Annotated in this window: 20 protein-coding genes; 15 read left to right on the top strand and 5 right to left on the bottom strand. The window is 59.8% G+C overall.

The features are described from left to right. The first annotated feature begins 135 nt into the window (after positions 1 to 135). On the top strand, positions 136 to 1509 hold the full coding sequence (locus OG947_RS21975; protein WP_328814255.1) for an aminotransferase family protein: 1374 nt from the start codon (positions 136 to 138) through the stop codon (positions 1507 to 1509). A gap of 121 nt (positions 1510 to 1630) precedes the next feature. Here OG947_RS21975 and OG947_RS21970 read toward each other — a convergent pair whose 3' ends face one another. Continuing rightward, positions 1631 to 3817, bottom strand: a complete 2187-nt coding sequence (locus tag OG947_RS21970) for a malate synthase G (protein WP_328814254.1) — start codon at positions 3815 to 3817, stop codon at positions 1631 to 1633. A 370-nt stretch (positions 3818 to 4187) separates the two neighbouring features. Here OG947_RS21970 and OG947_RS21965 point away from each other — a divergent pair, with 370 nt between their 5' ends. From OG947_RS21965 to OG947_RS21955, 3 genes are all read left to right on the top strand, one after another. After that, on the top strand, positions 4188 to 4967 hold the full coding sequence (locus OG947_RS21965) for a GntR family transcriptional regulator (protein ID WP_328814253.1): 780 nt from the start codon (positions 4188 to 4190) through the stop codon (positions 4965 to 4967). Between the two features lie 35 nt (positions 4968 to 5002). Continuing rightward, a complete protein-coding gene (locus OG947_RS21960) occupies positions 5003 to 6280 on the top strand; it encodes an aromatic ring-hydroxylating oxygenase subunit alpha (protein ID WP_328814252.1) in 1278 nt (425 codons plus the stop codon). A 121-nt stretch (positions 6281 to 6401) separates the two neighbouring features. Next, positions 6402 to 6833, top strand: a complete 432-nt coding sequence (locus OG947_RS21955) for a GlcG/HbpS family heme-binding protein (protein WP_442973145.1) — start codon at positions 6402 to 6404, stop codon at positions 6831 to 6833. A 737-nt stretch (positions 6834 to 7570) separates the two neighbouring features. Here the strand turns inward: OG947_RS21955 and OG947_RS21950 are convergent. The 3 genes from OG947_RS21950 to OG947_RS21940 all read right to left on the bottom strand — a co-directional run bounded on the left by OG947_RS21950 (position 7571) and on the right by OG947_RS21940 (position 10423). Beyond that, positions 7571 to 9061, bottom strand: a complete 1491-nt coding sequence (locus OG947_RS21950; protein ID WP_328814249.1) for an aldehyde dehydrogenase family protein — start codon at positions 9059 to 9061, stop codon at positions 7571 to 7573. Between the two features lie 73 nt (positions 9062 to 9134). Further along, entirely contained in the window at positions 9135 to 9986 is an 852-nt protein-coding gene (locus OG947_RS21945) for an LLM class flavin-dependent oxidoreductase (RefSeq protein ID WP_328814248.1), read from the bottom strand. 41 nt (positions 9987 to 10027) lie between these two features. Then, positions 10028 to 10423: a RidA family protein gene (locus OG947_RS21940; protein WP_328814247.1), complete on the bottom strand. Its 396-nt coding sequence runs from the start codon at positions 10421 to 10423 to the stop codon at positions 10028 to 10030. A gap of 72 nt (positions 10424 to 10495) precedes the next feature. Here OG947_RS21940 and OG947_RS21935 point away from each other — a divergent pair, with 72 nt between their 5' ends. From OG947_RS21935 to OG947_RS21890, 10 genes are all read left to right on the top strand, one after another. Further along, a complete protein-coding gene (locus OG947_RS21935; RefSeq protein ID WP_328814246.1) occupies positions 10496 to 11662 on the top strand; it encodes an NAD(P)/FAD-dependent oxidoreductase in 1167 nt (388 codons plus the stop codon). A gap of 139 nt (positions 11663 to 11801) precedes the next feature. After that, positions 11802 to 13283 (top strand): aldehyde dehydrogenase family protein, encoded by a 1482-nt coding sequence (locus OG947_RS21930; RefSeq protein ID WP_328814244.1) that lies wholly within the window; start codon positions 11802 to 11804, stop codon positions 13281 to 13283. A 96-nt stretch (positions 13284 to 13379) separates the two neighbouring features. Beyond that, positions 13380 to 14273, top strand: coding sequence for an SDR family NAD(P)-dependent oxidoreductase (locus OG947_RS21925; RefSeq protein ID WP_328814243.1), 894 nt, complete (start codon positions 13380 to 13382; stop codon positions 14271 to 14273). Between the two features lie 67 nt (positions 14274 to 14340). Beyond that, positions 14341 to 15207, top strand: coding sequence for an alpha/beta fold hydrolase (locus OG947_RS21920; protein ID WP_328814242.1), 867 nt, complete (start codon positions 14341 to 14343; stop codon positions 15205 to 15207). 60 nt (positions 15208 to 15267) lie between these two features. Next, positions 15268 to 16125, top strand: a complete 858-nt coding sequence (locus OG947_RS21915; protein WP_328814241.1) for an alpha/beta fold hydrolase — start codon at positions 15268 to 15270, stop codon at positions 16123 to 16125. Next, positions 16122 to 16991 carry a VOC family protein gene (locus OG947_RS21910; protein WP_328814240.1) on the top strand — a complete coding sequence of 290 codons (870 nt, stop codon included), beginning with the start codon at positions 16122 to 16124 and terminating at the stop codon, positions 16989 to 16991. Before OG947_RS21915 ends, OG947_RS21910 begins: the two co-directional genes overlap by 4 nt. Before the next feature lie 216 nt (positions 16992 to 17207). Next, positions 17208 to 18233 carry an NAD(P)-dependent alcohol dehydrogenase gene (locus OG947_RS21905; protein WP_328814239.1) on the top strand — a complete coding sequence of 342 codons (1026 nt, stop codon included), beginning with the start codon at positions 17208 to 17210 and terminating at the stop codon, positions 18231 to 18233. A 206-nt stretch (positions 18234 to 18439) separates the two neighbouring features. Next, a complete protein-coding gene (locus OG947_RS21900) occupies positions 18440 to 20605 on the top strand; it encodes an oxidoreductase (RefSeq protein ID WP_328814237.1) in 2166 nt (721 codons plus the stop codon). A 142-nt stretch (positions 20606 to 20747) separates the two neighbouring features. Continuing rightward, the gene (locus OG947_RS21895; protein ID WP_328814235.1) at positions 20748 to 21959 is read left to right on the top strand and encodes a cytochrome P450; all 1212 of its coding nucleotides are present in this window, start codon (positions 20748 to 20750) and stop codon (positions 21957 to 21959) included. Between the two features lie 13 nt (positions 21960 to 21972). Continuing rightward, positions 21973 to 22917: a PDR/VanB family oxidoreductase gene (locus tag OG947_RS21890; RefSeq protein WP_328814233.1), complete on the top strand. Its 945-nt coding sequence runs from the start codon at positions 21973 to 21975 to the stop codon at positions 22915 to 22917. Between the two features lie 699 nt (positions 22918 to 23616). Here OG947_RS21890 and OG947_RS21885 read toward each other — a convergent pair. After that, on the bottom strand, positions 23617 to 24111 hold the full coding sequence (locus OG947_RS21885; RefSeq protein ID WP_328814232.1) for a hypothetical protein: 495 nt from the start codon (positions 24109 to 24111) through the stop codon (positions 23617 to 23619). Between the two features lie 89 nt (positions 24112 to 24200). On the opposite strand from OG947_RS21885, the gene OG947_RS21880 reads away from it, so the two are divergent. Next, positions 24201 to 25193 carry a hypothetical protein gene (locus OG947_RS21880; RefSeq protein ID WP_328814230.1) on the top strand — a complete coding sequence of 331 codons (993 nt, stop codon included), beginning with the start codon at positions 24201 to 24203 and terminating at the stop codon, positions 25191 to 25193. Positions 25194 to 25603 lie beyond the last annotated feature (410 nt).

The following is a 25603-nucleotide window of genomic DNA, read 5'->3' as shown; positions in this document are numbered from 1 at the left end:
ATTTCCGAGGTAGCCGCAGGTCGAGGCGGCGACGATGCTTGCGTCGTACTTTCGATGCTCCAGGCGGCGCCTCCGGTTCTCGACCTCGCGGGCGTGCAGTGGTGCGCGTCCTCCACTCAGCAGGAAGGTGCAGTTGTGACCAGTGCAGCCGTGGTTCGCAGTCTCAGCGAGTTGGCCCAGGTCGACCGCGATCTACTGATCCACCCGAATCTCCACAGCTCAGTCAAGGATCGCTACGTGATGGTCCGAGGAGAGGGCTGCCGCGTGTGGGACGCAGACGGGACCGAGTATCTCGATGCGACGAGCGGTGGACTCTGTGTCTCGCAAGTCGGCCACGGGCGTGGAGAGATCGCAGACGTCGCCGCCGACCAGATGCGCGAGCTGGAATTCTTCACCAGTTTTTTTGATTTTTCGAATGACAAAGTGCTCAGTCTTGCCGAAAAGCTTACTGAAATTGCTCCAGGAAACATGAAGAAAGTTTTCTTCACGAGCGGTGGCTCGGAAGCGAACGAAACCTCCATCAAACTCGCTCGTCTGTACCACGCACGTAACGGCGCGCCGGAGCGAACTTGGATTCTTTCGCGGAGCTGGGCTTATCACGGCGCCGGTTACGGTAGTGGCACGTTGTCCGGAATACTTCCCGCTCACAATGGAATCGGTCCCTTGCTGCCCAACGTCGAGAGACTGACCCAAGCAGACCGGTACCACACCGAACTCTACGGTGATCAAGATCCGACAGACTACTTGATCGACGAGCTCGAGTCGACTATCGCGCGCATCGGCGCAGAAAACATCGCAGCAATGATCGGAGAACCGATCACCATGGCGGGTGGCGTGATGTTCGCGCCCACCGACTATTGGCCGAGAGTCTGTGCTGTGCTCAAGCGGCACGGCATCTTGCTGATTGCCGACGAGGTCGTCACAGCGTTCGGTCGAACGGGCACATGGTTCACGTCGGATGATCTGGGCATGGAACCGGATATCCTGGTTCTCGCCAAGGGGATAACGAGTGGCTACTCGCCTCTCGGTGCGGTGTTGATGACCGAGGCGGTCGGAAGCGCTGCTGCAAGCGCCGAGGGATTCATCCACGGCTTCACGTACTTCGGTAATCCGGTGTCGTGCGCAGTTGCACTCAAGAACATCGAAATCATCGAGAGAGAGGATCTGCCGGCCAAGGCAAAGAGGGCCGGCGAACTCCTTCTCGAGAAGCTGGCTCCTCTGCGTGAACTACCGGTTGTGGGCGATATTCGCGGCCGTGGACTGATGATCGCGATCGAACTGGTGAAGAGCAAAATAACTCGTGAACCCTTGATGCTGCCGTACGGCGAGGGGGTGGACGACTTGATGCGTCGTGATCACGGCGTGCTGGTGAGGGTCGGTGGCCCGATTCTGAGTGTCACGCCGCCACTCGTTATCAACGACGAGCAGATCGATCGCATCGTCGCTGCGTTGACCGATACGTTGACTCGGCTGCAGGCCGACGGGTCTTTCTCAGAGCGAGAAGCCTGAACCGGATCGCCACTCCTCGGTAACTGACATCAACGGAGATCCTCACTCGGTGGCCCTTGTGGTACACCGAGTGAGGATTTTCGTGGTTCAGCTCAACCTGGCGATCGACCAGACGGCCGGATCAGTATCCGCTTCGGTGGAACGCTGCTTTGTATTCGCGTCGGCGTCGATGTAGGACCGGTTCTGTGTAGCCGTTGGGCTGGCTGGTGCCAGAGAAGATGAGCTCGCAGGCGGCCTGGAAGGCGATGTTGTCTTCCAAACTTTCAGCCATGGCACGGTATGCGGGATCGGTCGAGTTCTGCCGGTCGACCACCGAAGCCATCCGCTCCAGCGACTGACGGACCTGCGCAGCTGTGACAATGCCATGGTGCAACCAGTTCGCGATGGATTGGCTGGATATGCGGAGTGTCGCGCGATCTTCCATCAACCCCACATCGTGAATATCGGGCACTTTGGAGCACCCGATTCCGAAATAGACCCAGCGCACGACGTAACCGAGAATCGATTGGCTGTTGTTGTCCAGCTCGAGTGCGATCTGTTCATCGGGCCATGCGGTCGACGGTGTAAGCGGTATCTCCAGGATCTGTTCGAAAGTGGAATGCCGTGATTGCACGATTTCAGTTTGACGAGCGAATACGTCGACTTTGTGATAATGCAGAGAGTGTAGAGTTGCTGCGGTCGGCGACGGGACCCAGGCCGTGGTTGCACCTGCCATCGGGTGTGCGATCTTCTGATCCAGCATGTCCTTCATCAGATCGGGCATAGCCCACATCCCTTTGCCGATCTGCGCTTTTCCACTCAAGCCGGCTGCAAGGCCGACATCTACGTTCGAGTTCTCGTATGCTTGCATCCACTCCTGGGCCTTCATGGACCCCTTCGGGACCATCGGACCTGCCTCCATGGACGTGTGAATCTCGTCTCCGGTCCTATCGAGAAATCCGGTATTGATGAAGACAAGACGTTCCCGAGCGACATGAATCACCTGTTTCAGGTTGACTGATGTTCGGCGCTCTTCGTCCATGATGCCGAGTTTGATCGTGTTGGGCTTCAATCCCAGGATGTTCTCGACCCGCTGCAGCGTCTCGACTGCGAAAGCGGCTTCGTCCGGCCCGTGCAGCTTGGGTTTGACGATGTAGATGGAATCGGTGCGACTATTTTTCAACATGCTGTTCGAGGGGAGGAGCGAGTGCATTCCGGCAAGAGAGGTGATGACGGCGTCCAAGATCCCTTCCGGAACTTCGTCTCCGTCGCTGTCCACGATAGCGTCCGAGGTCATGAGGTGTCCGACGTTACGAACCAACAGTAGAGAGCGGCCGTGCAGGGTCAGCTCGTGACCGTGTACTGAGGAGTAGATCCGATCTGGGTGGAGTGCACGTACATACGTTCGCCCGTTCTTGTCGATTTCCGCGGTGAGATCGCCGCGCATGAGCCCGAGCCAATTGCGGTAGCCCGCAACTTTGTCATCGGCATCCACTGCGACGACCGAATCCTCGAAGTCCATGATGGTGGTCAGTGCTGATTCGAGAACCAGATCGCTAACGCCCGCCGCGTCCTTGCTGCCGATGACGGTGGTTGAATCGATACGTACCTCGACATGCAATCCGTTGTGCAGCAGAAGAATTACTGATGGTGAGCTTTCGGCGCCCTGATACCCGACGAGCTGCGATGGGTCTTGCAACGAGACGGATGAGCCGTCCCCTAGGCGCACATTCAGAAGCCCTTGGCTCACGGTGTAACCGGTGCTGTGAGCGTGTGACCCCGCGGACAGCGGCGCTATCTCGTCCAAGAAGCTTCTTGCGTATGCCACGACTCCGGCACCGCGATTCTCGTCGTAACCTGAAACGCCGGAATCCGGCTGGTCAGAGATGGCGTCGGTACCGTACAGAGCGTCGTAGAGAGACCCCCAACGGGCATTGGCGGCATTGATAGCGAAGCGCTCATTGAGTACGGGCACGACCAACTGTGGTCCGGCGACGGAGGCAATCTCGGTGTCCACGCCCGACGTCGAAATCTGGAAATCGGATGGCGGGTCCGACAAGTAACCGATCTCGGCCAGGTATCTCGTGTAGGCCAGTTTGTCGTAGCCCGGACCCGGGTTCTCTCGGTGCCAGGAGTCCAGCTTGTCCTGTAGTTCATCGCGAGTAGCCAGAAGTTCCGCGTTGGTGGTCTTCAGATCCTTGATGAGGGACTCGACACCTGTCCAGAACTCGGACGCATCCAATCCTGTCCCGGATAGTGCTTCCTGTTCGACGAAGTCGTGGAGTACCGTCGCTACTTCGAGGCCTCCGACTGTAATGCGGTTTGTCATACATGATCCTTCGGGTCAGGGCCGATCGACGACATCGTCCTCAGCGGTGTGCGTGAGCATGAGTCGTCCGGGCCCGAACCACGGCATCTCGCCGTCCCCTCATGACCGGCGCGGCGTGCGCTGCACGAGATATTGTGCAGTATCGGAACCTGGCCGGGGGGCGCTTCTCGAGACCGCCATCAAACGATCTGGTTGCCGCACGACTCGATACGGACGGTTCCACCTGCGGTTTGTGAGCGTCAACTATCCGACGGGTGAGTTTCGCCCGCTACTTCGATTAGCGAATGCCCGATCTGGTATGATTGCATCGTGCCTTATCGAACCGCAAACCACTTCCCGCCGCGTGGGCTGCGCGGATTGAAAGAACGGTATGAGCATGGCGCGAGATGACAGGATCCAACCTCAGACCAGGACCCAGATAGTCATCCAGCGTCTGCGCGATGACATCTTGTCAGGCGTCATGCCGGCGGGAAGCCGGATTCGTCAGGTGGAGCTCGCCAAGCGATTGGGAGTGAGTACAACCCCAGTTCGGGAGGCGCTCACGGTCCTCGAACGTGAAGGCCTGGTCGTCCTCGATGCCTACCGCGGCGCGATGGTGTTGTCCATCAGATTGCAGGATCTTCGGGAGAACTTCAAGATTCGCACCCGCCTAGAGTGCTTAGCTGTCGAAGAGGCCGCACGGCAAGCGGGGGACCGTGACATTGCAGATCTAGAGCTCTTACTCGATACAATGGATGACGTCGATGATCCATTGAAATATTTCCAACTCAATCGGGACTTCCATGCCCGGATGTACGAGAGTGCGAAAATGCCGCGGCTGTGCGAGGTCATCGCTCAGTTCAGAGACGCCGCCGATGTGTATCTGCGCTTGGCTGCAGCCACGGACGACGATGTCGCGCCCGACATGAACATCACACGTGCCGAACATCGGGCTCTGGTAGACGCGATACAAGCACGCGAGCCACGCCGGGCTTCGCTGATTATGCAGTCTCACATCCAGTCGCTCGGCGATCGGCTCATCGATTCGTTCGGCCAGTGGCAGAAGGCGTCGTCGGACGTTGCGATGCAGAGCGGCACAGGGCCTGTCTTCACTGACGGTGACACGCAGGTCGTCAACTCACGACGAGCGCTCGATCGCGAACCTGTGTAGGACGTCAAGTCAGACACGACTTGATTCTGCTGTCGATGGGGTCGGTCGATCCGGTAGCTCCTGAGCTGGTCGCGAAGATTTTCTCCGCTCTGTATGTACGCCAACAAGCAAGTCGCGTACAGTGGAAGAATGCACAATGCAATCCATATTGCGTGGTAGAGGAGAGACCCTTGTCTGTTGTCGTACGCCATCCCAACTACTTCACGAGCCTCCCGGGCGAGTACTACACCTCTCCGCAGATCTTCGAACAGGAGAAGGAGAAGGTCTTCAAGAGGAAGTGGCTTTACGTAGCGCACGTCAGCCAGGTCCGTGAACCGGGTGATTATGTGACTGTGCGCGCTGCGCTCGAAAGCCTCATCGTGACACGCGACCGCAACGGCGCGGTACGCGCTTATTTCAATGTGTGTCGGCACCGCGGGTCTCAGATCTGCGACGAACTGTCGACGGGAAAAGCCAAAGCATTCGTGTGCCCGTACCATCGCTGGTCATACGGCCTCGACGGGTCACTGTTGGCAGCGCCGGCGATGCGGAATGGTGAAGACTTCGATTATCCGGAATTCGGGCTACAAGAAGCTCACTGCGAGGTGTTCTACGGTTCGATCTACGTGTGGCTCGGCAAAGAGCCTGAGATGTCCCTGCGTGATCAATTGAGCGGCGGGGGCATGTTCCCCATCAACGACGAAAAGTTGTCGAGTATCGAGCCCGAACGGGTCAAGATGATTCACGAGAACCGCCATATCGCCAAGGCGAACTGGAAAATCGTGATGGAGAACAATATCGAGTGTTACCACTGTGCGAGTGGCCACCCGGATATCGCGGTCGTCGCCGATCTCGAGAATTTCTATTACGAACGTGGTGACGACGGCGAGCTCGTTGCCTGCGGGGTTGATAGTTCATTCGGTCTCAAGGAAGACGTGAAGACGTACTCGATGGACGGCGAGCGCGTTTGTAAGAAGCGCCTCGGAAACCTGGCAGATGGTGACAGCTTCGTGTGGGCCGACATGGTGATGTGGTCCTCGCACCCCCACTTCTGTGATTACAGCCAGAAAATGATCGTGCATCCGATCTCGGTGGACACGTCGGAAATCGTTCTGCAGTGGTTCGTTCACGAGGACGCTGTGGAAGGCGTGGATTACGAGGTGAAGGACGTCATAGCACTGTTCAGTGCCGTTGCCGAACAGGACTACGTGTTCGTCGAGCGCCAGCAACGAGGTGTGTCATCGGACCGCTATATTCCAGGCCCCAATCATTCACTGCGGGAGACCGACATGGAAGCAGCGCTACTTGATTACATCAAGTTGATGGAAGCCTGATTCGTCCCTCGTAGAGCCCGACGAAGCCATGCAGTGATCTCCACTGCGTGGCTTCGTCTCTTCGAAGAGGCTCAGTCGCACATCGGTCCGACTCGAATGCAAGACATCTCTTTAAGGAAGCATTGTGAACCTATCCCTCAAGACCGCATCCGAGATCATCGCCGCATCACGGAGGCACGCCGCGGAGTATGAGCTCAAACCGCTCACCGTAGTAGTGTACGACTCCGGTGGTCATCTGATCGCGGCGGAGCGCGAGGACGGAGCGTCGATCAAGCGTTACGAGATCGCCAGCGGCAAGGCACAAGGCGCTCTCGCCTTCGGTATGGGATCGCGCGCGCTGATGCAGCGTGCCGAGGCCCAGTCGTACTTCATCGCCGCTGCGACTGCGGCGACCGGAGGGTCATTGATACCGGTGCCCGGGGGTGTTCTGATTCGGGATCAGGACAGCGAGCTGATAGGCGCCATCGGAATCTCGGGAGATACGTCAGATGCAGATGAGGCGGCCTGTGTCGCCGGGGTACATGCTGTCGGTCTGCTTGCGCAGGTGGACTGAACCGAGCTACGGCCTGCAGTGCAGGGATTGAAGGCGATCAATCGTCGACCAGCCGGCGAATAGCGGCACCCGGGCACGGACTCCCGTGTCGACCATCGGCTTGTCGATCGTGTGTGCACCTCCGGCACGACCTTTCGCTGCGAGTGCTCGTGCGCGACGTCCGTCTCGGCAACTCATTCTATGCCTGTGAGCGGAGGTGTATCTCTCTGCCGGTGAGCAGGGGGCGCATCTTTCGACCATCTCCTGGTTGTTCTGTGACAGAATTGCTTCGAAACCGTTAGGACGCGTCGCGCTTCGTAAACGGGACATCGCCACGCCCGTCTCGGTGACCGTATGGCCGCGAACCATGCGATGGCCGAGATCGCCGCGGTTGTCGCGTACATCGCGCCGAGGACAGCGTGATGTACGCGGCGTCACCGCAGAACATGCCGAAGAATGCGCCGAGTCGAAGAACAAGGTGTCCGCGGGACGACAGCGGTCTTTACCGGCACCTGTTCTCGAACGCATGATCATGGTTCGAACCCGCAGTGTGCAATGTCCCGAATGTCGAACGGGGGCGTAGTTCGACTGGGCCGCGGAGTCTGCGACATGACTCTGCGCGTGCGAGGACAGCTGCGATGTCCTGCTGTCCTCCATCGTTGATGCCTGGCACACCGGCGGATCGAAGTCCGCCGGTGTGCCAGTCGCCCCCTCGTCAGGATCCGAAGCGGAATCGGAGAAGCCGAGTCACCCGGGGTTCACAGGGTCAGGGTTACGGACTTCTCCTCCGTGTTGGCTTCGATTCCCGCGAACCCCAGTTCACGGCCCACGCCACTGGCTTTCGTACCTCCCCAGGGAAGTCGCGCATCTGGAGCGCCTCCGCCGTTGATGTAGACGGCGCCGGCCTTCACACGCGCCGCGACCTGATGCGCAAGGCTGATGTCGCGGGTCCACACGTAGGCGGCGAGCCCATAACGGGTGTCGTTTGCCATGGCGACCGCCTCGTCGACGCTGTCGAAAGGAAGGACAAGGCCGACGGGACCGAAAATCTCCTCCTGGGCAATCGATGTCTTGCTTCCTCCACCGGCGAAGATGGTGGGCTCGACGAAGAAGCCGGCTCTGTCGGGCCGACCACCGCCCGCAACGAGCTCGGCCCCGTCGGCTTGTCCACGTGCGACGAAATCCAGCACGCGTTCGCGCTGACGGGCGTTGACCAGAGCACCCATCTGGGTTTCCGGGTCGAAGGGGTCACCCAGGCGAATGCTGCGAGCGACGGCTGCGAGTCCAGCTACGACGTCGTCGTACTTCTCACGAGCAACAAGGATACGAGAGCCCGCGGCACACGTCTGACCTTGATTCGCGAAGAAGCCGGCAGCGATACCGGGAACGATCTCGTCCACGTTGGAATCCGCGAACACTAACTGAGGCGATTTTCCTCCGAGTTCAAGAGTCACTCGCTTGAAGTCTCCGGCGGCTTGCAACGAGATTTCGCGTCCTACAGCGGTACTTCCGGTGAAGGAGACTTTGTCGACTCCGGCATGCTTCACGATGGCAGATCCGGCCACCTTGCCGAGGCCCGGAACGACGTTGACCGACCCGGGCGGGAAGCCCGCCTCCTCGATCAAGCGGGCCAGATGGAGGATGCTGAGTGTCGCGTCCTCCGCCGGTTTGAGCACGACCGTGTTTCCTGCGGCAAGAGCCGGGGCGAGTTTCCATGCTGCAATCAGTGTGGGGAGATTCCACGGTGTGATGGCGCCGACGACGCCGAGGGCCTCGCGCACCGTGTAGGCCCGTCGATCGTGTCCGAACGCGGGCTGCGGCGAAAGCCACCGTCCGTCGATCTTGTCAGCCCACCCGCCGAAATGACGGAACACATCAACCACCACGGTCATGTCGTAGGTGGGCTCGAAAATCGGTCGCCCGACGTCCGCTGCCTCGAGGGTGGCGAGCAATTTCGCATCACGCTCGATGAGGTCGGCGAGGCGGAAGAGCAGAAGTCCGCGCTCGAACGGGGCAAGGCGTGACCATTCCCCTCCATCGAATTGCGCCCGAGCGGCCGAGACGGCGGCATCGACATCCGCCTCGGTTGCCGCGGCAACGTGGGCAAGGTGTTCCTCGCTGGCCGGTGCGAGAACTTCGAACGTACTTCCGTCCGACGCGTCACGCCATTGTCCCGCGATAAAAAGCTGCGGTCGGACGGTAGGGATCTCGACACCGCCGATCACGAGTGGACTCGCGACTGAACTCATTCTGTCTCCTTGGTTGTCGGTGCACTGAGGTGGGGGAGCGCCATTAGTTGGCACACGGGATCCATCGAAAGGGTCAACGTGGTGGTCCAGATCGGGCGAAGGCCTGAACTCGGGCGAGAGTGTCGTCTCGGTCCGGCATACACATCCACCATGTTGCGCCTGCTTGTTGTAGTGGGCCCGGATCGTCGCCATGCTCGCCATGGACGACAACGTCAAAATTCGGGGGAGTAGGCTTCCCCTTGAAAGCCAGGCTTAGAACTTCCTCGAGATCGTCGGGAGTGAATCGCTGTGGCGCGTCGTCGCGGATAGGGAAAATTCCGTCGAGTCCGCTGGCGCGGGCTATCGCCCGCATCGGCTGCTTTGATCCCTCTGCCACGACCAGGGTGGCGGCACCCCAAAGGGGCACCCGAGTGACTGGCGTGGGACGGAAGGCTTCCACATGTATCTCGTCCGGACGCGGTCGCCCGAGTACGGCTGTCGATCGTGGTGACTGCGTCCAGTCGATTCTACGACCGCTGAGCAGTTGCCGAAGAATGTCGAGATTGTCGTCGACAAGAGCACCGCGCTCGCGGGCGGTCCGTCGCTCGTTGTTGAAAGGCGCGTACTCGGAGTCCATTCCGAGACCAACTCCGGCGACTATTCGACCGCCGCTCAGGGCGGACAGTGCTGAGATCTCACGTGCCATCTTCCACGGCCTCGTTCGCGCCATCGGAGTGACGAGAGCTCCGAGCTTGATGCTCGACGTCCGCATGACCATTCCCGCGATCGCGATCTGCGCATCAGCGACAGGTTCGGACCCCGCATACACAGTGTCGTAGATGAAGAAGCCGTCCCAGCCGGCCTGTTCTGCGATCTGTGCGAGACCGACGAGATCCATGACGGAGCCGAAACCGCCGTAGTTCGGAACATACAATCCGTACTGCATGCGCCCCCTTTGTCCGTCGATGGCTCAAGGTTGAGGACGTATCACGACCGAGGTTGACGAGCCGCCATCACTTCGAGTTCGATCTTGCCCGCGAGAAGACCGGTGATCAGAGTCGTTCGAAGAGGGCGGGGGTGGCTGAAGCGCTCATTGAACACAGCGTTCCAACCCTTGAAGTCTGCGGCGTCGGGTAGATATGCCGTCACCTTGACCACGTTGTCGAGCGTCAGTCCGAGGTCACCGAGGATGCCCTCTACCAGTGCGAGCGTTCCGCGCGCCGAATGATCGATGTCACCGTCGGTGAGCTGTCCGGTCTCCGTGTCGACGCTGATCAGACCCGTGAGGAAAATGAGATCGCCGACCTCTACAGCGTGACCCATCGTGACGCCCTGCGTCTCGACGATCTTTTCGACGGTTTTGGTTGCTGCATGAAATTTCATGTGCGAGAAGCTCCTTGGTTGGTGTGGGCTAGGGCTGTCGGCCCGATCCTGTGCGCCGACGCCGCCCCACACATGTTCTACGCCGATACCGACATGATCTCCGCCACATCGTGTATATTGCATTCTATGCTAACTGATCCGGAATCGGTAGATGTGGCGATCGTCGGTGCGGGAATCATCGGCGTCGCCACGGCCGCGTATCTCGCGGCTGGCGGTGCTCGAGTGACTGTGTTCGAGCGCGACCAAGTCGCGTCCGGTGCGTCCGGTCGTAACCTGGGCACGATTCTCGACCCGATGAATTCGGCACTCTCGCCCCTCCATGCCCCGAGTCTTGCTGGCTATCGGGAGCTCGCGGGAGCTTTGCCGGATCTGTTCGCACTGCCCGCCGCGCCGGTCGGGCTTCTCATGCTCGACCCAGACGAAGCGAAAATGCGCACACTGGTCGAACAGGTGTCGTCGGACTACCCTGAACTCGAACCGCGCGTAGTCGATGCGTCGGCGATCGAACCTGCAGTTGCGTCAGGACTCAGTGGGTGCCTTCTGAATACGGCATACCCAGCGGAGCCGGCATCGGCCACTGCGGCTTTTGCAGAGCTTGCCCGGCGATCGGGGGCGACCGTTCGAGTCGGTGCCCCCGCGTCTGTCATCTTCAGGGACGGGCGGGCGATCGGCGTCGACGTGGGTGGCGAGGAGGTTCGGGCGGGGACCGTCCTTGTGGCCGCTGGTCCGTGGTCGCCGGGTCTGGTCAGACCTGACGGATCGTGGAGACCGATCACCCCTCTCTGGGGAGTCACGGCTCAGATCGAACTGGACGGCGACGCACCTCGTCACGCGCTCAGCGAGGCGTTCCCCGAGGACGAGGAAGCTGCCCGTGGCATGTTCACGCTGACGACCGCTCGAAGTGCGACCGGTCGATACGCGACAGCCCTGGGCTCGACGTTCAATGTCTCCGAACCAGATCCGAAAGATCATATTGCGGCAATGATCGACCATGGCGCACGCTTTGTTCCTGGTCTGGCCTCTGCTCGTGTGCTTGCTACTCGCACCTGCGCGAGACCGGTCTCGCGCGACGGGCTTCCCTTGTTGGGTCCTGTTCCAGGAGTGGAGGGGCTGCACATAGCCAGTGGTCATGGCGCATGGGGGATATCGCTCGGTCCCGCAACAGCGCGGATGGCCGCCGACGCGCTTCTGGGATCCTCCGACGTTCCCGATCTTTATGCAGCGGCACGGTTCAGGTGAGTTGATCGAGTGGGTTCCTAGACACACCCTGTGATCCCAGGAACGGGCCGCGCGTGCACGATGCGCCACAAATCCCATCGAACGAACTAAAAATGCCGGCTGGGCACCCAGATCGGCTCGGACATCAGAAGGTGACACTATGACATCAGTGGTCGAGAAGAACGCGTGGGCGGACGCGACGGCGTTCGAGAGTTCCATCTACAGCAACGGGTGGACTGCCGCCGGGGACGGTTCCATCGAAGTCTTTGCTCCCGCGACCGGTGAACTCCTCGGGCGGGTGGGGGCCGCGTCACCAGAAGACGTGAGAAGGGCAGCCGCCGACGCGGCTGCCGCTCAGGTCATGTGGGGGAACGCTCCGTACGCAGTTCGTGCGGCTGTGTTGAACCGGGCAGCAGAACTGCTGCTGGAGCACGAGCAGGATTTCGCATACTGGCTGCGCCGCGAAGGTGGAGCAACAGAGTTGCGCGCGCAGTCGGAGGTTCGTGGATCCACTGGCGAGCTGCGTGAGGCGGCGGCTACGATTTCGCGTGAACCGGCCGAGTTCTATCCGTCTCTGAAGCCCGGCGAAGAAAGCTACGGTCGCCGAGTGCCGCGTGGTGTCATCGGAGTCATTTCTCCGTGGAACGCGCCGTTGCTCCTGGCGATCCGGTCTGTGGCACCCGCCCTGGCCCTGGGAAATGCGGTTGTGCTCAAGCCGGACCCGCACACCCCGATCTCGGGGGGCATCCTGGTCGCGCAGTTGTTCGAGGACGCAGGTCTACCGTCCGGACTGCTGCATGTACTCCCCGGCGGGGTCGAAGCTGGTAAGGAACTTGTCGCCGATCCCAACATTGCCACTATCTCGTTCACTGGTTCCACCGAGGTGGGGCGCATGGTCGGTGCTGCGGCAGGTGGCGCTCTCAAGCCGGTCAACCTCGAGCTCGGCGGGAACAATGCGTTCATCGTGCTGGCAGACGCAGATGTCGAAGCCGCCGCAGCCGCCGGGGCGTGGAGTTCCTATTTCGGATCCGGTCAGGGATGCATCTGCGCGGGAAGGCATCTCGTCGCCGCCGACGTGTATGACCAGTACGTCGAGCTGGTCACCAAGTTCGCGCAGGGAGTCAGAGCCGGCAACACTGCCGATGAAGGCATCAAATTGGGCCCGATCATCAACCAGCGTCAACTCGACCGTGTCCATCGCATCGTCAATGAGAGCGTCGACGCCGGCGCAGTACTCAAGGTGGGTGGCAAGCCGGACGGTCTCGTCTACCCCGCAACGGTACTGGCGGATGTCAAGCCAGGGATGGCTGTATTCGAGGAGGAGACTTTCGGGCCCGTCATTGCCGTGACCAAGTTCGAAACGGACGCCGATGCCATCGCTCTGGCGAACCAGAGCGAGTACGGCCTCACCGGCGCAGTTCATTCTCGCTCGCGGGGGCGTGCACTGGGTATTGCTGATCGACTCCGCACCGGCATGGTCCACATCAACGACGTGACGGTCAAGGACGGCCCGACTGTCCCCTTCGGCGGAATGGGAGCATCCGGTAACGGCGGTCGCTTCGGTGGGGATCGGAACTGGGACGAGTTCACCGAGTGGCGCTGGTTCACAGTCAACGACTTGGCATTGCCCCGGGAGCTCTGAGACCCCAGCATCTGCGGTCGCTCGATCGTTCTCGGGCGACCGCAGGTAGCGCCGCTTGCGTTCTGACGAGCGCATCATGATTGGACCTGATCGATCGTGAACTTCGAAGGCCGTACGGCCATTGTGTCCGGAGCGGGGCGAGGTATCGGTCGCAGTCATGCCTTGTTGCTCGCAGAGCTACACGCTCACGTCGTGGTCAACGATCTCGGGGTCGATCGGGAGGGTCGTGGCGTCGACCGAGTCCCCGCGGAGTCGGTCGTGGCGGAGATAGTGGCGGCCGGCGGGTCCGCGTCGGCGAATCACTCCGACGTCTCCTCAGCAGAGGGGGCGGCTGAGCTCGTCGAAGGTGCCGTTCAGATGTTCGGTGGGATCGATATTCTGATCAACAACGCAGGGGTGCTCACGGGCCACGACTTTCCGTTCACCCCGGTCGACGATCTGCGACGCAATCTGGACGTACACCTTGTCGGTGCCTTCGAGTTGACGCGAGCAGCGTGGCCTCACTTGCGTATGAGCGACGCCGGTCGAGTGGTGATGACCTCGTCGAGCGGTCTGTTCGGCGACCTGGACCTCATCGCATACGGAAGTGCGAAAGCCGGCGTTGTCGGTCTTGCTGCAGGGCTTGCGGCAGTGGGAGCGCGTGACGGCGTCGGTGTGAATACGATCGCGCCCATCGCGAACACTCGGATGTCCGATCCCGATCCGGTCTTCGACTCGTTCACGCCACGTGACGTCTCCGCAGTGGTGGCTTACTTGGCTCACTCGGATTGCCAACTGAACGGTGTGACTCTGGCGGCAGGTGGCGGCCGAGTGGCGCGAATTGCCATCGGTGAGAGCGCTGGCCACGTACAACAGGACCTCACCATCGAAGACGTCGCAGACAACATCGACACCATCTGCGATACAGGTGAGTTGTTCGTGCCCAACGACATGGCGGGATACTTTCGTGCCTTCCTCGGTCGCGTGTCCGACAGGAAACGACTGCCGTGACCGACCGACGTTCCTACTCGATCTGATCGACCACCCCACTACAACCACTCAAGAAGAAGGGCAGCTCATGAGCATGCAAAATACATTGTCGAAGATCGACGAGTTCGACGTACAGGTTGGGGAGTATTCGATCAGAGTCCACCGAGCCGGCGAGGGCAACGAGGAGACCATCCTATTCCTTCACGGTTCTGGTCCCGGTGCCACGGGAATGTCGAACTTCTCGGAGACGATCGCTGATCTGAGCGACGAGTTCGATTGTGTAGTGATCGATCAGGTCGGGTTCGGCGAATCCACGCATCCCACCGAGGCGCAGGCATCGTCGGTTTCCCGGTTCGAGGTGCTCGTCGAGACGAATTTGGCGCTGCTCGATGTCTTGGGTCTGGAGCGGGTTCATCTTGTCGGAAATTCTCTCGGAGGCTGGGTCTCTCAGCAGATGTTGATCGAGAAGCCGGAACGATTCGGCCGCGCGGTCTGCATGGGCAGCGCGGGGATGGCGCCTCCTGGAGCAACCCCGCCTCCCGCCCTGCTCAGGTTGATCACCTTCTACGATGACGCGACGCCTATCGGGATGGAAAAGTTGGTGCAGGCGATGTTGTACGACGCCGATACCTTCTCCGACCACCTGTCCGCGATCGTCGAATCACGTCTTGCCGTGGCAGTCAGACCTGATGTCGAACGCAACCATGTCGAGTTGTTTGCGGATCTGCGGGGGCGAGCGCTCGACGAGGATGCGCTTCGCGCGATCCCGAACGATGTCCTGTACATCCACGGTCGAGAAGATCCGGTCGTGCCGCTGGAGTCCAGTGAGCGCCTTGTCCGGACCGTGCCGAACGCATACCTCTACGCTATTCCACACTGCGGGCACTGGGCACAGGTCGAGCACGCTGCCCGGTTCAACGCGGCCACGAGAGGATTCCTACGTGGGGAACTCTGATCGCCTCCAGATCGGGCCGGCCGTATCGTGACCATCTGGCGAGACCTACTCGGGTCGTCCGTGCGCATCGTTGGTGAGCGCTACCCCACCAGGGTGCTGGAGATGGGCTCTGGTGACACACTTCTGCTGCTTCATGGGCAGGGTGGTTCACTGGAGAACTTCCGACACAACATACCCGCCTATTCGGCGAGCTACCGCGTCGTCGCGGTCGATCTGTTGTGGCACGGCCTGTCCGCTACGCCCCCGGTCGATCCGGCGTTGATCCCGATTTGGGTGGCCCAGGTCATCGAAGTGATCGAGTCGCTGAACTTGGGCCCGTGTCATGTCGAGGGACAATCTCTCGGTGGGTGGATCGCCACCACGCTGAGTCTTCAGAGACCAGACCTCGTGCGCTCTCTGACCCTCACCACCCCCATGGGCCTGAACCCGACCACAGCGCCTGTGGATCCGGTCATCTTCGAGCGTGTGCTGAAGCAGCAGCTCGCTACGCTGCACGACTTGTCTGTCGACGGGATACGGCAGCGCATTGCTTCGTTGTTCAAGAACCCGGACGTCATCGACGACGAGATCGTGCAGATACGTCAGGCGCTTTATTCGCGGAGAGAGACGAACGCCGCACTTCGCGAGGTGGCGACTGCCTATTTTGGTCGTCCTTCGATCGAGCCCTACCGGATCGGCCCGCAGGAGTTGGCAACAATTACGGCTCCCACCTTGCTCTACTGGGGTTCGGCCAATATCGGGGGCCCCGATGCAGGAGAAGCCTTGGCCGCCGCCATACCGGATGCCGAATACCATTGCGCCGATGTCGGACATTGGGCTCAGTACGAAGAGTATGACGAACATAATCGGGTCGTACTCGATTTCCTCCAACGACACAGCAGGCTCGATACGTCGAGCGGAGCCGGAAGTGTGCGATGAAAATTGACGAACTGAGCTACGTTGTGATCGGAAGTACCGATGTCGAGCGGTGGCGAACCTTCGCAGCGGATGTTCTGGGTGCCATGGTGGTCGACGGGCCCGATGGCAGCCTCCGCGTGAAATTGGACGAACGCGCTTATCGAATGCTCGTGGTTCCCGCTGACACCGACGGTCTCATTTCGAGTGGGTGGTGCGTCTGGTCGGAGGGGGACTTCGACGCTGTGGTTCGCCGGTGCGCCGAGGCGAGACTCGCAGTAACGCCCAGCACCGAGGTGGAACGTGAGTTGCGCCAGGTGATGCGAATGGTGCGGATCGAGGATCCCGCAGGGAACCTTCACGAGATCTCCTGCGGACCGATTGTCGACTCGCTCCGGTTCTCTTCACCCGTGGGTGTGCCCAGCTTCGTGACCGGCGACCTGGGACTCGGCCACGTCGTGCTGCCGACGAACGGTCAGTTCGAGTCGATGATCGACTTCTGGACCACCGTACTGGGATTCCGGCGAGCGAACTCACGCACATTTCCCAACGGCGTTCAGCTTCGGTTCCTGATGTGTAACGGACGGCAGCACAGTCTCGCGATGGGGGAGGCCCCTGCGCCCTCCGGGTGCCTGCACATCGCGCTCGAGGTTCCGAGTCTCGACGAAGTGGGACGTGCGGCCGACCGGGCCGCCCACAATGGGGTTCTCGTCCGAACGATGGGCAAGCATGTCAACGACAACATGGTGTCCATCTACATGCAGACGCCGGCCGGCTTTCTGGTGGAATACGGTTTCAGTGACGGTGAGCCAGAATGGCGGCCGGAGCTGTACTTCGAAGACGCGCTCGGCAGCTATTGGGGACATACGTGGTTGAAGCCGGCACCATGATGACAGTTGCACCGATGGGTGTGCCGGTTCTTGGCGGTGGAGGGGAGTTGCCCTCGGATGCCGATGCAGCCACGGCCAGCCAGGGCATCACGTCTGCAATTTATATCTGCATCTCGAAAACAAGCGCGGATGCACTTGTCGACCTGCCATCGAAGCGAAGCCACCTGTGTGCATGGGGCTTGTGATTGTTCAGGACAAGACCAGAGAGGTCATCGCATGAGAGCGTTGCAGTATCGGACATTCGGGTCAGACCCGGAACTCGTCGATATAGATGTGCCTGAGCCCGGCCCGTCGGAGATCAGGTTGCGAGTGACCGCGGCCGGCATCTGTCGATCCGACCTTCATCTGCTCGCCGAGGCTGAGGTCGACTACGCATACAAGCCACTGCCTGTCACCCTGGGACACGAGGTGGCTGGTGTTGTCGACAAGGTTGGCAATTCTGTACGGGGAGTTGCTCTGGGCGAGTCGGTACTCGTATACGGCTCATGGGGATGTGGGCGGTGCTATCAGTGCGCACAGGGTAACGAGAACAATTGCCGTACCGACGACCGCCCGCCCGGCATTTACCACGATGGTGGTATGGCCGAATACATCGTCGTCGACGATGCTCGTCACCTCATCCCGCTCGGGGATCTCGATCCGGTCGAGAATGTGGTGCTCACAGATGCCGGTGTCACTTCCTACCGTGCCGTGAAGTCTGCTGCTGACAAACTCCTGCCCGGCGCCGTCGCTGTGATCATCGGAGTGGGGGGACTGGGGCACATCGCGATCCAGATGGTCAAGGCCATGTCCAAAGCCAAGGTGGTTGCACTCGACATCGGACCGGAGCAACTCGCACTCGCATGTCAGGTGGGTGCCGACCACGCTCACTCTTCCGACGCCACTGCGGTGGACCTCGTCAGGGAGATCACGAATGGGGAGGGAGCTCTCGTAGTCCTGGACTTCGTGGGCTCCAACGCCACCGGTGAACTGGCTGCAGCGATGACTGCCAAGGCAGGTCGTATCGTCATGGTCGGTTACGGCGGAGGGGCAACGCCGGTGGGCACTACTTCGGTCGCATACGACGTCACGGCGTGCGCATCGAACTGGGGTTCGCGTACAGATCTGATGGAAGTGGTCGAACTTGCCAAGACAGGTGTACTCGACATCCACTACGAGAAGTTCACTCTCGAAGAGTCACCTCAGGCCTACAGGCGTCTACGAGAGGGCAGTATCCGGGGACGGGCTGTAGTGGTTCCGTGACCCCTCTCCGCTTCGTTGAGCGGTGCTAGAAGACAGGCTCGAGCGCGGGTAGCCACCGCTCTTGGGCCTGTTGGCGGTTCCGAGGGACGGTGGTCCGGCGGCCGTGTCGGGGATGTTACCGATGGGTTTCTTTTTCGAGAACCAGTGGCAGACGCCACAGATCGCTGTACGATACATTCTACAATCTTCTAACAGGAGTGTAGATCATGGCCCGCGATCCTCGGTATGACATCCTTTTCGAGCCTGTCCAAATCGGCCCGAAGGTCATGCGTAACAGATTCATGCAAGCTCCACACTGCAGCGGAGCAGGGTCTGAGCATCCTCGCATCAATGCGCACATGCGAGCCAACAAGGCGGAGGGCGGCTGGGGCGCGGTGTTCGTCGAAGCCGGCTCGATCTCGCCGATGTTCACTTACGACCCTCACACGCTGGTGCGACTATGGGACGACGGCGATGTCCGAAATCTGCGGATGATGACGGACATGGTCCACGATCAGGGGTCCCTGGCCGGCTTCGAGATCATGTACAACGTTCCTCTGTTCTCCGCTACAGAGTGGAACCGGGAGACCCGCGCCCCAGCGCTCGGAGCGGGCGTCAACAGTTTCACGTCCTCGGACATCAAGGAAGTGCGTCGCCTCTACGTCGAGGCCGCCCAACGATGCGTCGATGCGGGCTTTGATTTGATCAACCTGATGGAGTACATCGGAATCGGTATCGGTCAGACGTTTCTTTTTCCGGGACGGAACAACCGTACAGATGAATACGGTGGTTCTTTTGAGAATCGCGCTCGACTTTTCCGTGAGCTGTGCGAAGACCTGCAGGATACCGTGGGTGACAATTGCGCGATCGGCCTTCGCATCAACGTTGGCGAATTGACTGATGATATTCCGCCGTTTTCTCCTGTTGGAGACGCAATGGTCCCCACCTCGTACCTCGCAGAGAGTCTGGAGCTCGTAGACTTCCTCGATGATGTTGTCGATTTCTGGGATGTTCAAGGCCTGGCCAATTATGGACCGTCCTCGTTCTGGCCGCAGAACTTCAACGAGCGTTTTGTCCGCGATATCAAGGGACACACGTCGAAGCCAGTCATCACTGTGGGCCGGTTCACCGACCCGAACGTCATGCAGCGCATGGTGCGGGAGGGACTGGTCGATATCATCGGTGCGGCGCGTCCGACAATTGCGGATCCTTTCCTTCCCAAAAAGATCGAAGAAGGTCGGTTGGAGGACATTCGCGAATGCATCGGATGCAACATGTGCGTCTCGCGTTGGGAGCAAGGAGCGTTGCCGATCGTCTGTACACAAAATGCCACCATGATGGAAGAGTTCAGGCGGGGGTGGCACCCGGAGAAGTTCACCGTCGCGAAGAACGCTGACAAGAGTGTGTTGATTGTCGGCGCCGGTCCAGCAGGGCTGGAGTGCGCGCGGGTTCTCGGTGAGCGCAAGATGGAATTCGTTCACGTTGTCGACGCGGCACCCACAATCGGTGGCAGTATGCGCTGGATTCCTCGATTGCCGGGGCTGGGGGAGTGGGGTCGTGTGGTCGACTATCGCGACGTCCAGATCGGTAAACTCAAGAACGTACAGTTAATCATGAACACGCGCCTCAGTGTCGATGACATTCTGGATTACGGCGCCGAGATTGTTATCATCGCCACTGGGTCGGTGTGGTCTCCGGACGGATCGAGCTCGACCTATTCCGAAACCATTCCGGGCGCTGACGCGACGCTACCTCACGTCCTCACACCGGAACAGATCATGGAAGAAGGCAAGCGGCCAGTTGGATCGCGGGTGGTCATCTACGACGGTGACGGCTACTTCATGGGGTACACCCTGGCGCTGAAGCTCGTCGCCGAGGGCTTCCAGGTCAAGATCGTGACTTCCGGCGACACCGTCGCTCCTTATACGAAGTTCACGGACGAGTGGGCTTCCATCAGTTCTGCGCTGCATCAGGCGGGTGTGGAGGTTATTCATGACCAGTATCTGACGGAAGTGTCCGAGACTCGAACGTCGCTGATGCACCGAATCACTTTCGAGGCAACCGAGATAGAGACCGACAATGTCGTCTTGGTGACCGGTCGTCTTCCGCGTGATGAGATTTACCGCGAACTCCGTGAAAGGGCTGACGAAGTAGCTGCGGCAGGGATCATCGGCGTTTATCACATTGGAGACTGCATCAATCCCGACTTCATTTCAGAGGCAGTTTTCAGCGGCCACCGGCTCGGGCGAGAGATCGATTCTCCGGACCCCTCGACACCTCTTCCGTACATTCGCGATCGCAATCTACTGAACCCGGATGCGAGTGACTTCGTCCGGGGAAGTGCCTCCCTGGTGCAGCGAATCGGCGATGATCTGTCTGTCGCGGTGCGTTGATCCGACTGCGGGGCTCGAGACCTGCCAGTGATCACGTGAATCAGGGGTAGGGATCGGGATTCCGAAGACGTGCGTCGGAAATACCGCCTTTACTGCAGAAACCACCTAATCCAAGAAGAACAAATCCTCAGAAGGAAGCTCCATGGACACCGTGTCGACTGCCGAATCTATTGACATCGCCGAGCTCGAGAACGATCCAAGCCCGTTTTACACGAGAATGAGACACGAGGCACCCGTCACCTGGGTTCCGGTTCTCGATGGATGGCTGGTCTCGCGTTGGGACGAAGCTGCCGAAATCTTGGGTGACCCGACTCGGTGGGGCGCGGCGCCGAACGTGCCGATCTTCGACCGAGTTGCCGGCGGAACTTCGGTACTAGGGACTGACGGAGCCAAGCATGCCGACATGCGGGCAGGGGTGGACGCTGCGGTCGCTCCACAGGCAGTGCTGGGTTACGTGGACGCAGTGGTGCGGCCGATCGCACAAAAGTACCTTGAGAGATTTCAGCACCGTGGAAGAGCCGACCTGACCGCGGAGTATTTCGAGCCCATCAGCGTCGAAGCTCTCCGACACGTCATGGGACTCGCACCGTACGTCGACGCAGAAACGTTGGTCAGGTGGTTTCATGATCTGGCCGCAGGCAGCGCGAATCACGTTGATGACCCCGAGGTGTGGGCAGCAACAGATCGCGCCACCGCTGAGATCGAGCAGATCGTAGGACCTGTACTCGACAGGCTGAGGCGAGAAGGCCCGAGCGAGGGCATGTTGTCTCATATGGTCTTCGCTGCGCGGGATTCCGGTGAGGCGAGAACTAACGCCGAGATCTACCCCAACTTGAAGGTCGTACTCCTGGGTGGGATGCAGGAGCCCGGTCACGCAGGTGCCAACACCATGTTCGGACTGCTGTCCAATCCTGGCCAACTGGCAGAAGTCAGGGAGGACCTGGACCTCATCCCCGCAGCGGTGCAAGAGGGACTTCGTTGGATCTCAGCTCTAGGCACAGCTGAAAGACGTGCTATCGGTGATCAGACCGTCGGTGGTGTAACAGTTCCGGACGGGGCCTTGGTCTATGTTCCGCTCCACTCGGTAAACCGTGACGAAACCAGGTTCGAGCAGCCGAACGCGTTCGATATCAACAGAAAGCGCAAGCCTCACCTAGCTTTCGGTGGCGGCGAGCACTTCTGTGCTGGTCACTTCTTTGCACGCCACGTCATGAAGATCATGCTCGAGGAGTTGATTCCCGCATTACCCGGCGCCCGACTGGACCCAGAGTCGAATCCTGTGGTCACCGGGTTCATGTTCCGTGCGGCGGTCAAATTACCCGCCGCCTGGGATGTGCGGTCCGACCAGAACTAGAAGGAACCAGATTATGAGCAATGAAATCAAAGTTGTTGTGGCAGAGAAGAAAAAAATCAGTAAAGCGATCTCTAGTTTCACCTTCACGACGCCACAGGAATCGGATTTGCCGACCTGGGAGCCTGGCTCCCACATTTCGGTCGTACTTCCCGACGGGACGAGTCGGTCTTACTCGCTCTGTGGCCCGGCTGAGGACTCGGCACGGTGGACCATAGCGGTTCTTCGCGAGGAAGCGGGTCGTGGCGGTTCGCTGAGGATGCACAACGAGGTTCACCAGGGCGACTTGATCGAGGTTACAGTTCCGCGCAACAACTTCGTACTGCAGCCGTATGGTGAGTACCTTTTCGTAGCCGGTGGAATCGGTATCACGCCTTTGCTGCCCATGATCGAGTCCGTCGCTCGCCGAGGTATCCCTTGGCGCCTCTTGTACCTGGTGCGCGAACTGGAGGCGGCGGTTTTTGTCGACAGGTTGAATGAAGTGTCCGGTGGTGTCGTCGAAGTTTGGGAGTCGGACGAGCGCGGTCTGTACCCACTAGCGGAGCTGTCGAAGTTCATGAATTCCAGCACCGGTGTCTTCGCATGCGGACCTTCTCCGCTGCTCGCGGCTCTCGAAGGGATGTGGATCGGGGACAACCTGCATATCGAGCATTTCACGGGCGATGCTGTCGACACATCCGAAGAGGGCGACGCTTTCGATGTTGTGCTGTCACAGTCCGGTCAGACGGTACGAGTGGAAGCAGGTGTATCCATCCTCGATGCGATTGAGGCAGCGGACCCGTCGGTGTTCGTGCTCCAATCGTGTAAGGAGGGCGTTTGCGGATCCTGTGAGACGCCAGTTCTGGAAGGGACACCGGACCATCGTGATCTCGTTCTCACCAAGCGCCAGAAGGAAAAGTGCGACCGAATGATGTTGTGCGTATCTCGCGCGCTATCGAATAAAATCGTGCTCGATCTCTGATCGCGCCACGATCTGATCCTATGAATTCGTGTGCCGCCGTAGCCTGCTTGCTACTCGGTGGAGGGCGTGCTCGATCCGATCACCGGGTAGGGCACGGTAGCTCAGCACCGGGACGCCGTGGGCGATGCGGGATCACCTACTCGAGGCAGCCCGCGCCGGCGGCGGCCAGCCCCGGTCGGGCACGGTGACGACGATCGAAAGAAAGTGAATCATGACGAGTACCGAGCCGATGTGTATCCCATCGCAGTCTCCCGTTGTGCCAGTTGCGAGGCGGCGTAGAGGTAGTAGGCCGTCGAGTTCGTCGCGACGGCTGTCGCAGAGCCAAGGTCAAGAACACGGCGTTCGGCATGTCGGTGCAAGTACAGAGTTGTCGGCGTTGTACGAACTCCTGCGCGCCTGGGCTCCGTACGGCGGTGTGCCCGCGGAGGTGATCTTTGTGCGTTACGGGATGAGCATGGAGCGTTTCCACAATTTCTTGCTAGAGCACGGGATCACCGGTACCGCGGGGCGGTCCAGCAAGGATCGCCCCGCAACAAACAGTGGTTGATTGGGTTCATGGCAGTGTGGGTGAACGAGCGCACTGCATGGCTTCCACGCGTCGTCTCCGTTCCTCCCTGCAGATAGACGGCAGGTCCGTCCGACGTGTCTTCCCCGGATCTGTCCTGCCCGAAGACATGCAGGACGAAGGGATGCCGATAACTAGTAGTCGCTTTTCGGCGCTGGCTCTACATGATCTCGGACGCGATCTAGCGAGGCGGGGTCGCCAAGTGCTTCTTTGCTGGCGTAATCGATCAGCACGATCTCGTGATCGATCAGAATTTGTACGATCGGCACATCATCGGCTCGCACCATCGTCCGCAACCATCGAAAGTCGTCGAGAGACTTAGTCGCGATAGCGATCATGTCCTGCCACACTTGATGCCAGGGCTGACGGTCTAGATCTTCACCCGTCCGTAGGCCGGCCGATCGAGCTTCATCTTCGTCGCTTTGCACACCGTACAGATCCAGAAGTGGACGGACTGACTGCTGAGTTTGAACTTCGAGCCTGTGCAAGAGGGTGAGTGCATCAGCTCTGGCTGGATCCTGGGTCAACTCTGCCATTTTTGAGAACATTGCGGCGCCGAACACTTCTCCGCTGTAGGCCTCGCCGATCAAGCGATTTCGCTGAGCCAGGTCGGATTGCTGGGATGTCACGTGATGCTCCTTCGCAGGGTCGTTGCGCATGCAGAGACTTAGGTACAGATCCTTGGACAAACACATCAAGTATCGATAATGTATTCTGCATGACTTCACGGAATTTGTATATGGTGTTCAGCCGCCCACCCGCCGAGATCGCGGCTGAGGAGTTCGAGACGTTCTACGAGCGGCACGTCCAGGAGATTCTCACTGTGCCTGGATGGGTGAGTGGGCGTCGCTTCAGGGTCAGTGCAGTCGATGGCGAGGTTTCCTTCCCTTACTCCTACCTCGCTCTGTATGTGATCGACGGCGATGCGGACGAAGCGACGCAACGGTTGTTCGCCGCTTCGGACACGGACCAGATCACAATCCCGGCCTGGTTCGAGTTGACGCCGTGGTTGACGTGGACAGCGCCTATAGAGTTAGACCAGTTCGATCCTACGCTCGAGCGCTACCTGCATTTCTGCTTCTCTGTCACGCCTCCGGAGAATGTCAGGGAGAGCCGGCGTCTAGAACTTCGAGAACTTGACATTGACGAGGGACTGCCCAGATTTCGATGGGCTGCGCTCGAAACGTCGACGACGTCAATTTCATCTGATACGTCGACCAGTGTCGATGTCTTGTGTATGACGCTCGGCGACCGGGCTGCGTCCTCAACCGGCGGCAATGGTGAGGCTGACGCAGCAACATCTCCCCGCGTTGTCACCGAAAGTGAGGCCATGACGAACAAGAAATTGTATTTGATCTTCAGCCGCCAACCTGACGACGTGTCCGACAGCGAATGGAACAGCTGGTACGAGCGGCATATGACCGAAGAGATACTGCCAACCCCAGGTTTCGTCAGTGGTCAACGGTTTTCCGTCACGCCGACCGTGCACACAGAATCTCCTTACACTCACCTTGCCCTTTACGAATACGAGGGGCGATGGCAGGACTGGGAGGAAGACCTCAATTCGCAAGTAGCAAATGGTGAGTTCACTCAGCCCGAATTCCAGGACCGCATCGAATTTGGCTACCTCGACTGCGAGCCATTGGGAGTTCGGCACGTAGCGACTGCTCGGGACGCGCGTCAACGACAGGATGTTCGAGATCGTGAATGACAACGATCTGCAATGAGCGACGCACCTGTCAGTCAAAGTGCGGGTCGGTCAGGACGAGCTGCGGTCAGGTTTGGGTCGTTCGCTAGGTGTGGTTCCCTGGGATGTTGACCGGAGCAGATCCTGAACGCGTCGAGGGCTTCTCCAATCACGTCCTGGTCACGAGGGGCGGACATCGCGGACATCGCGGATACGGGGACGCGATCGAGAGGTGAGTTGCTGCCGATGTCGGTGTGAGGTCGGTGGTGATAGTAGGTGAGCGCCAAGTCCTGGTAGATCGCGGCTCGGATTTGTCGGACAGGTAGGTGTGGGTTTAGGCCCACCCGGCGGCGAGGGTGCGGTTGACGCGTTCGACCTTGAAATAGGTCTACGGACGGTACCGGTGAGTTTGTGCGCCACCGTGCCGAGATCAT

The sequence above is a fragment of the Rhodococcus sp. NBC_00297 genome, assembly GCF_036173065.1.
Classification (GTDB): Bacteria; Actinomycetota; Actinomycetes; order Mycobacteriales; family Mycobacteriaceae; genus Rhodococcoides.
The sequence above is the reverse complement of the archived record's forward strand: the minus strand, read 5'-3'. Positions and strand labels throughout refer to the sequence as shown.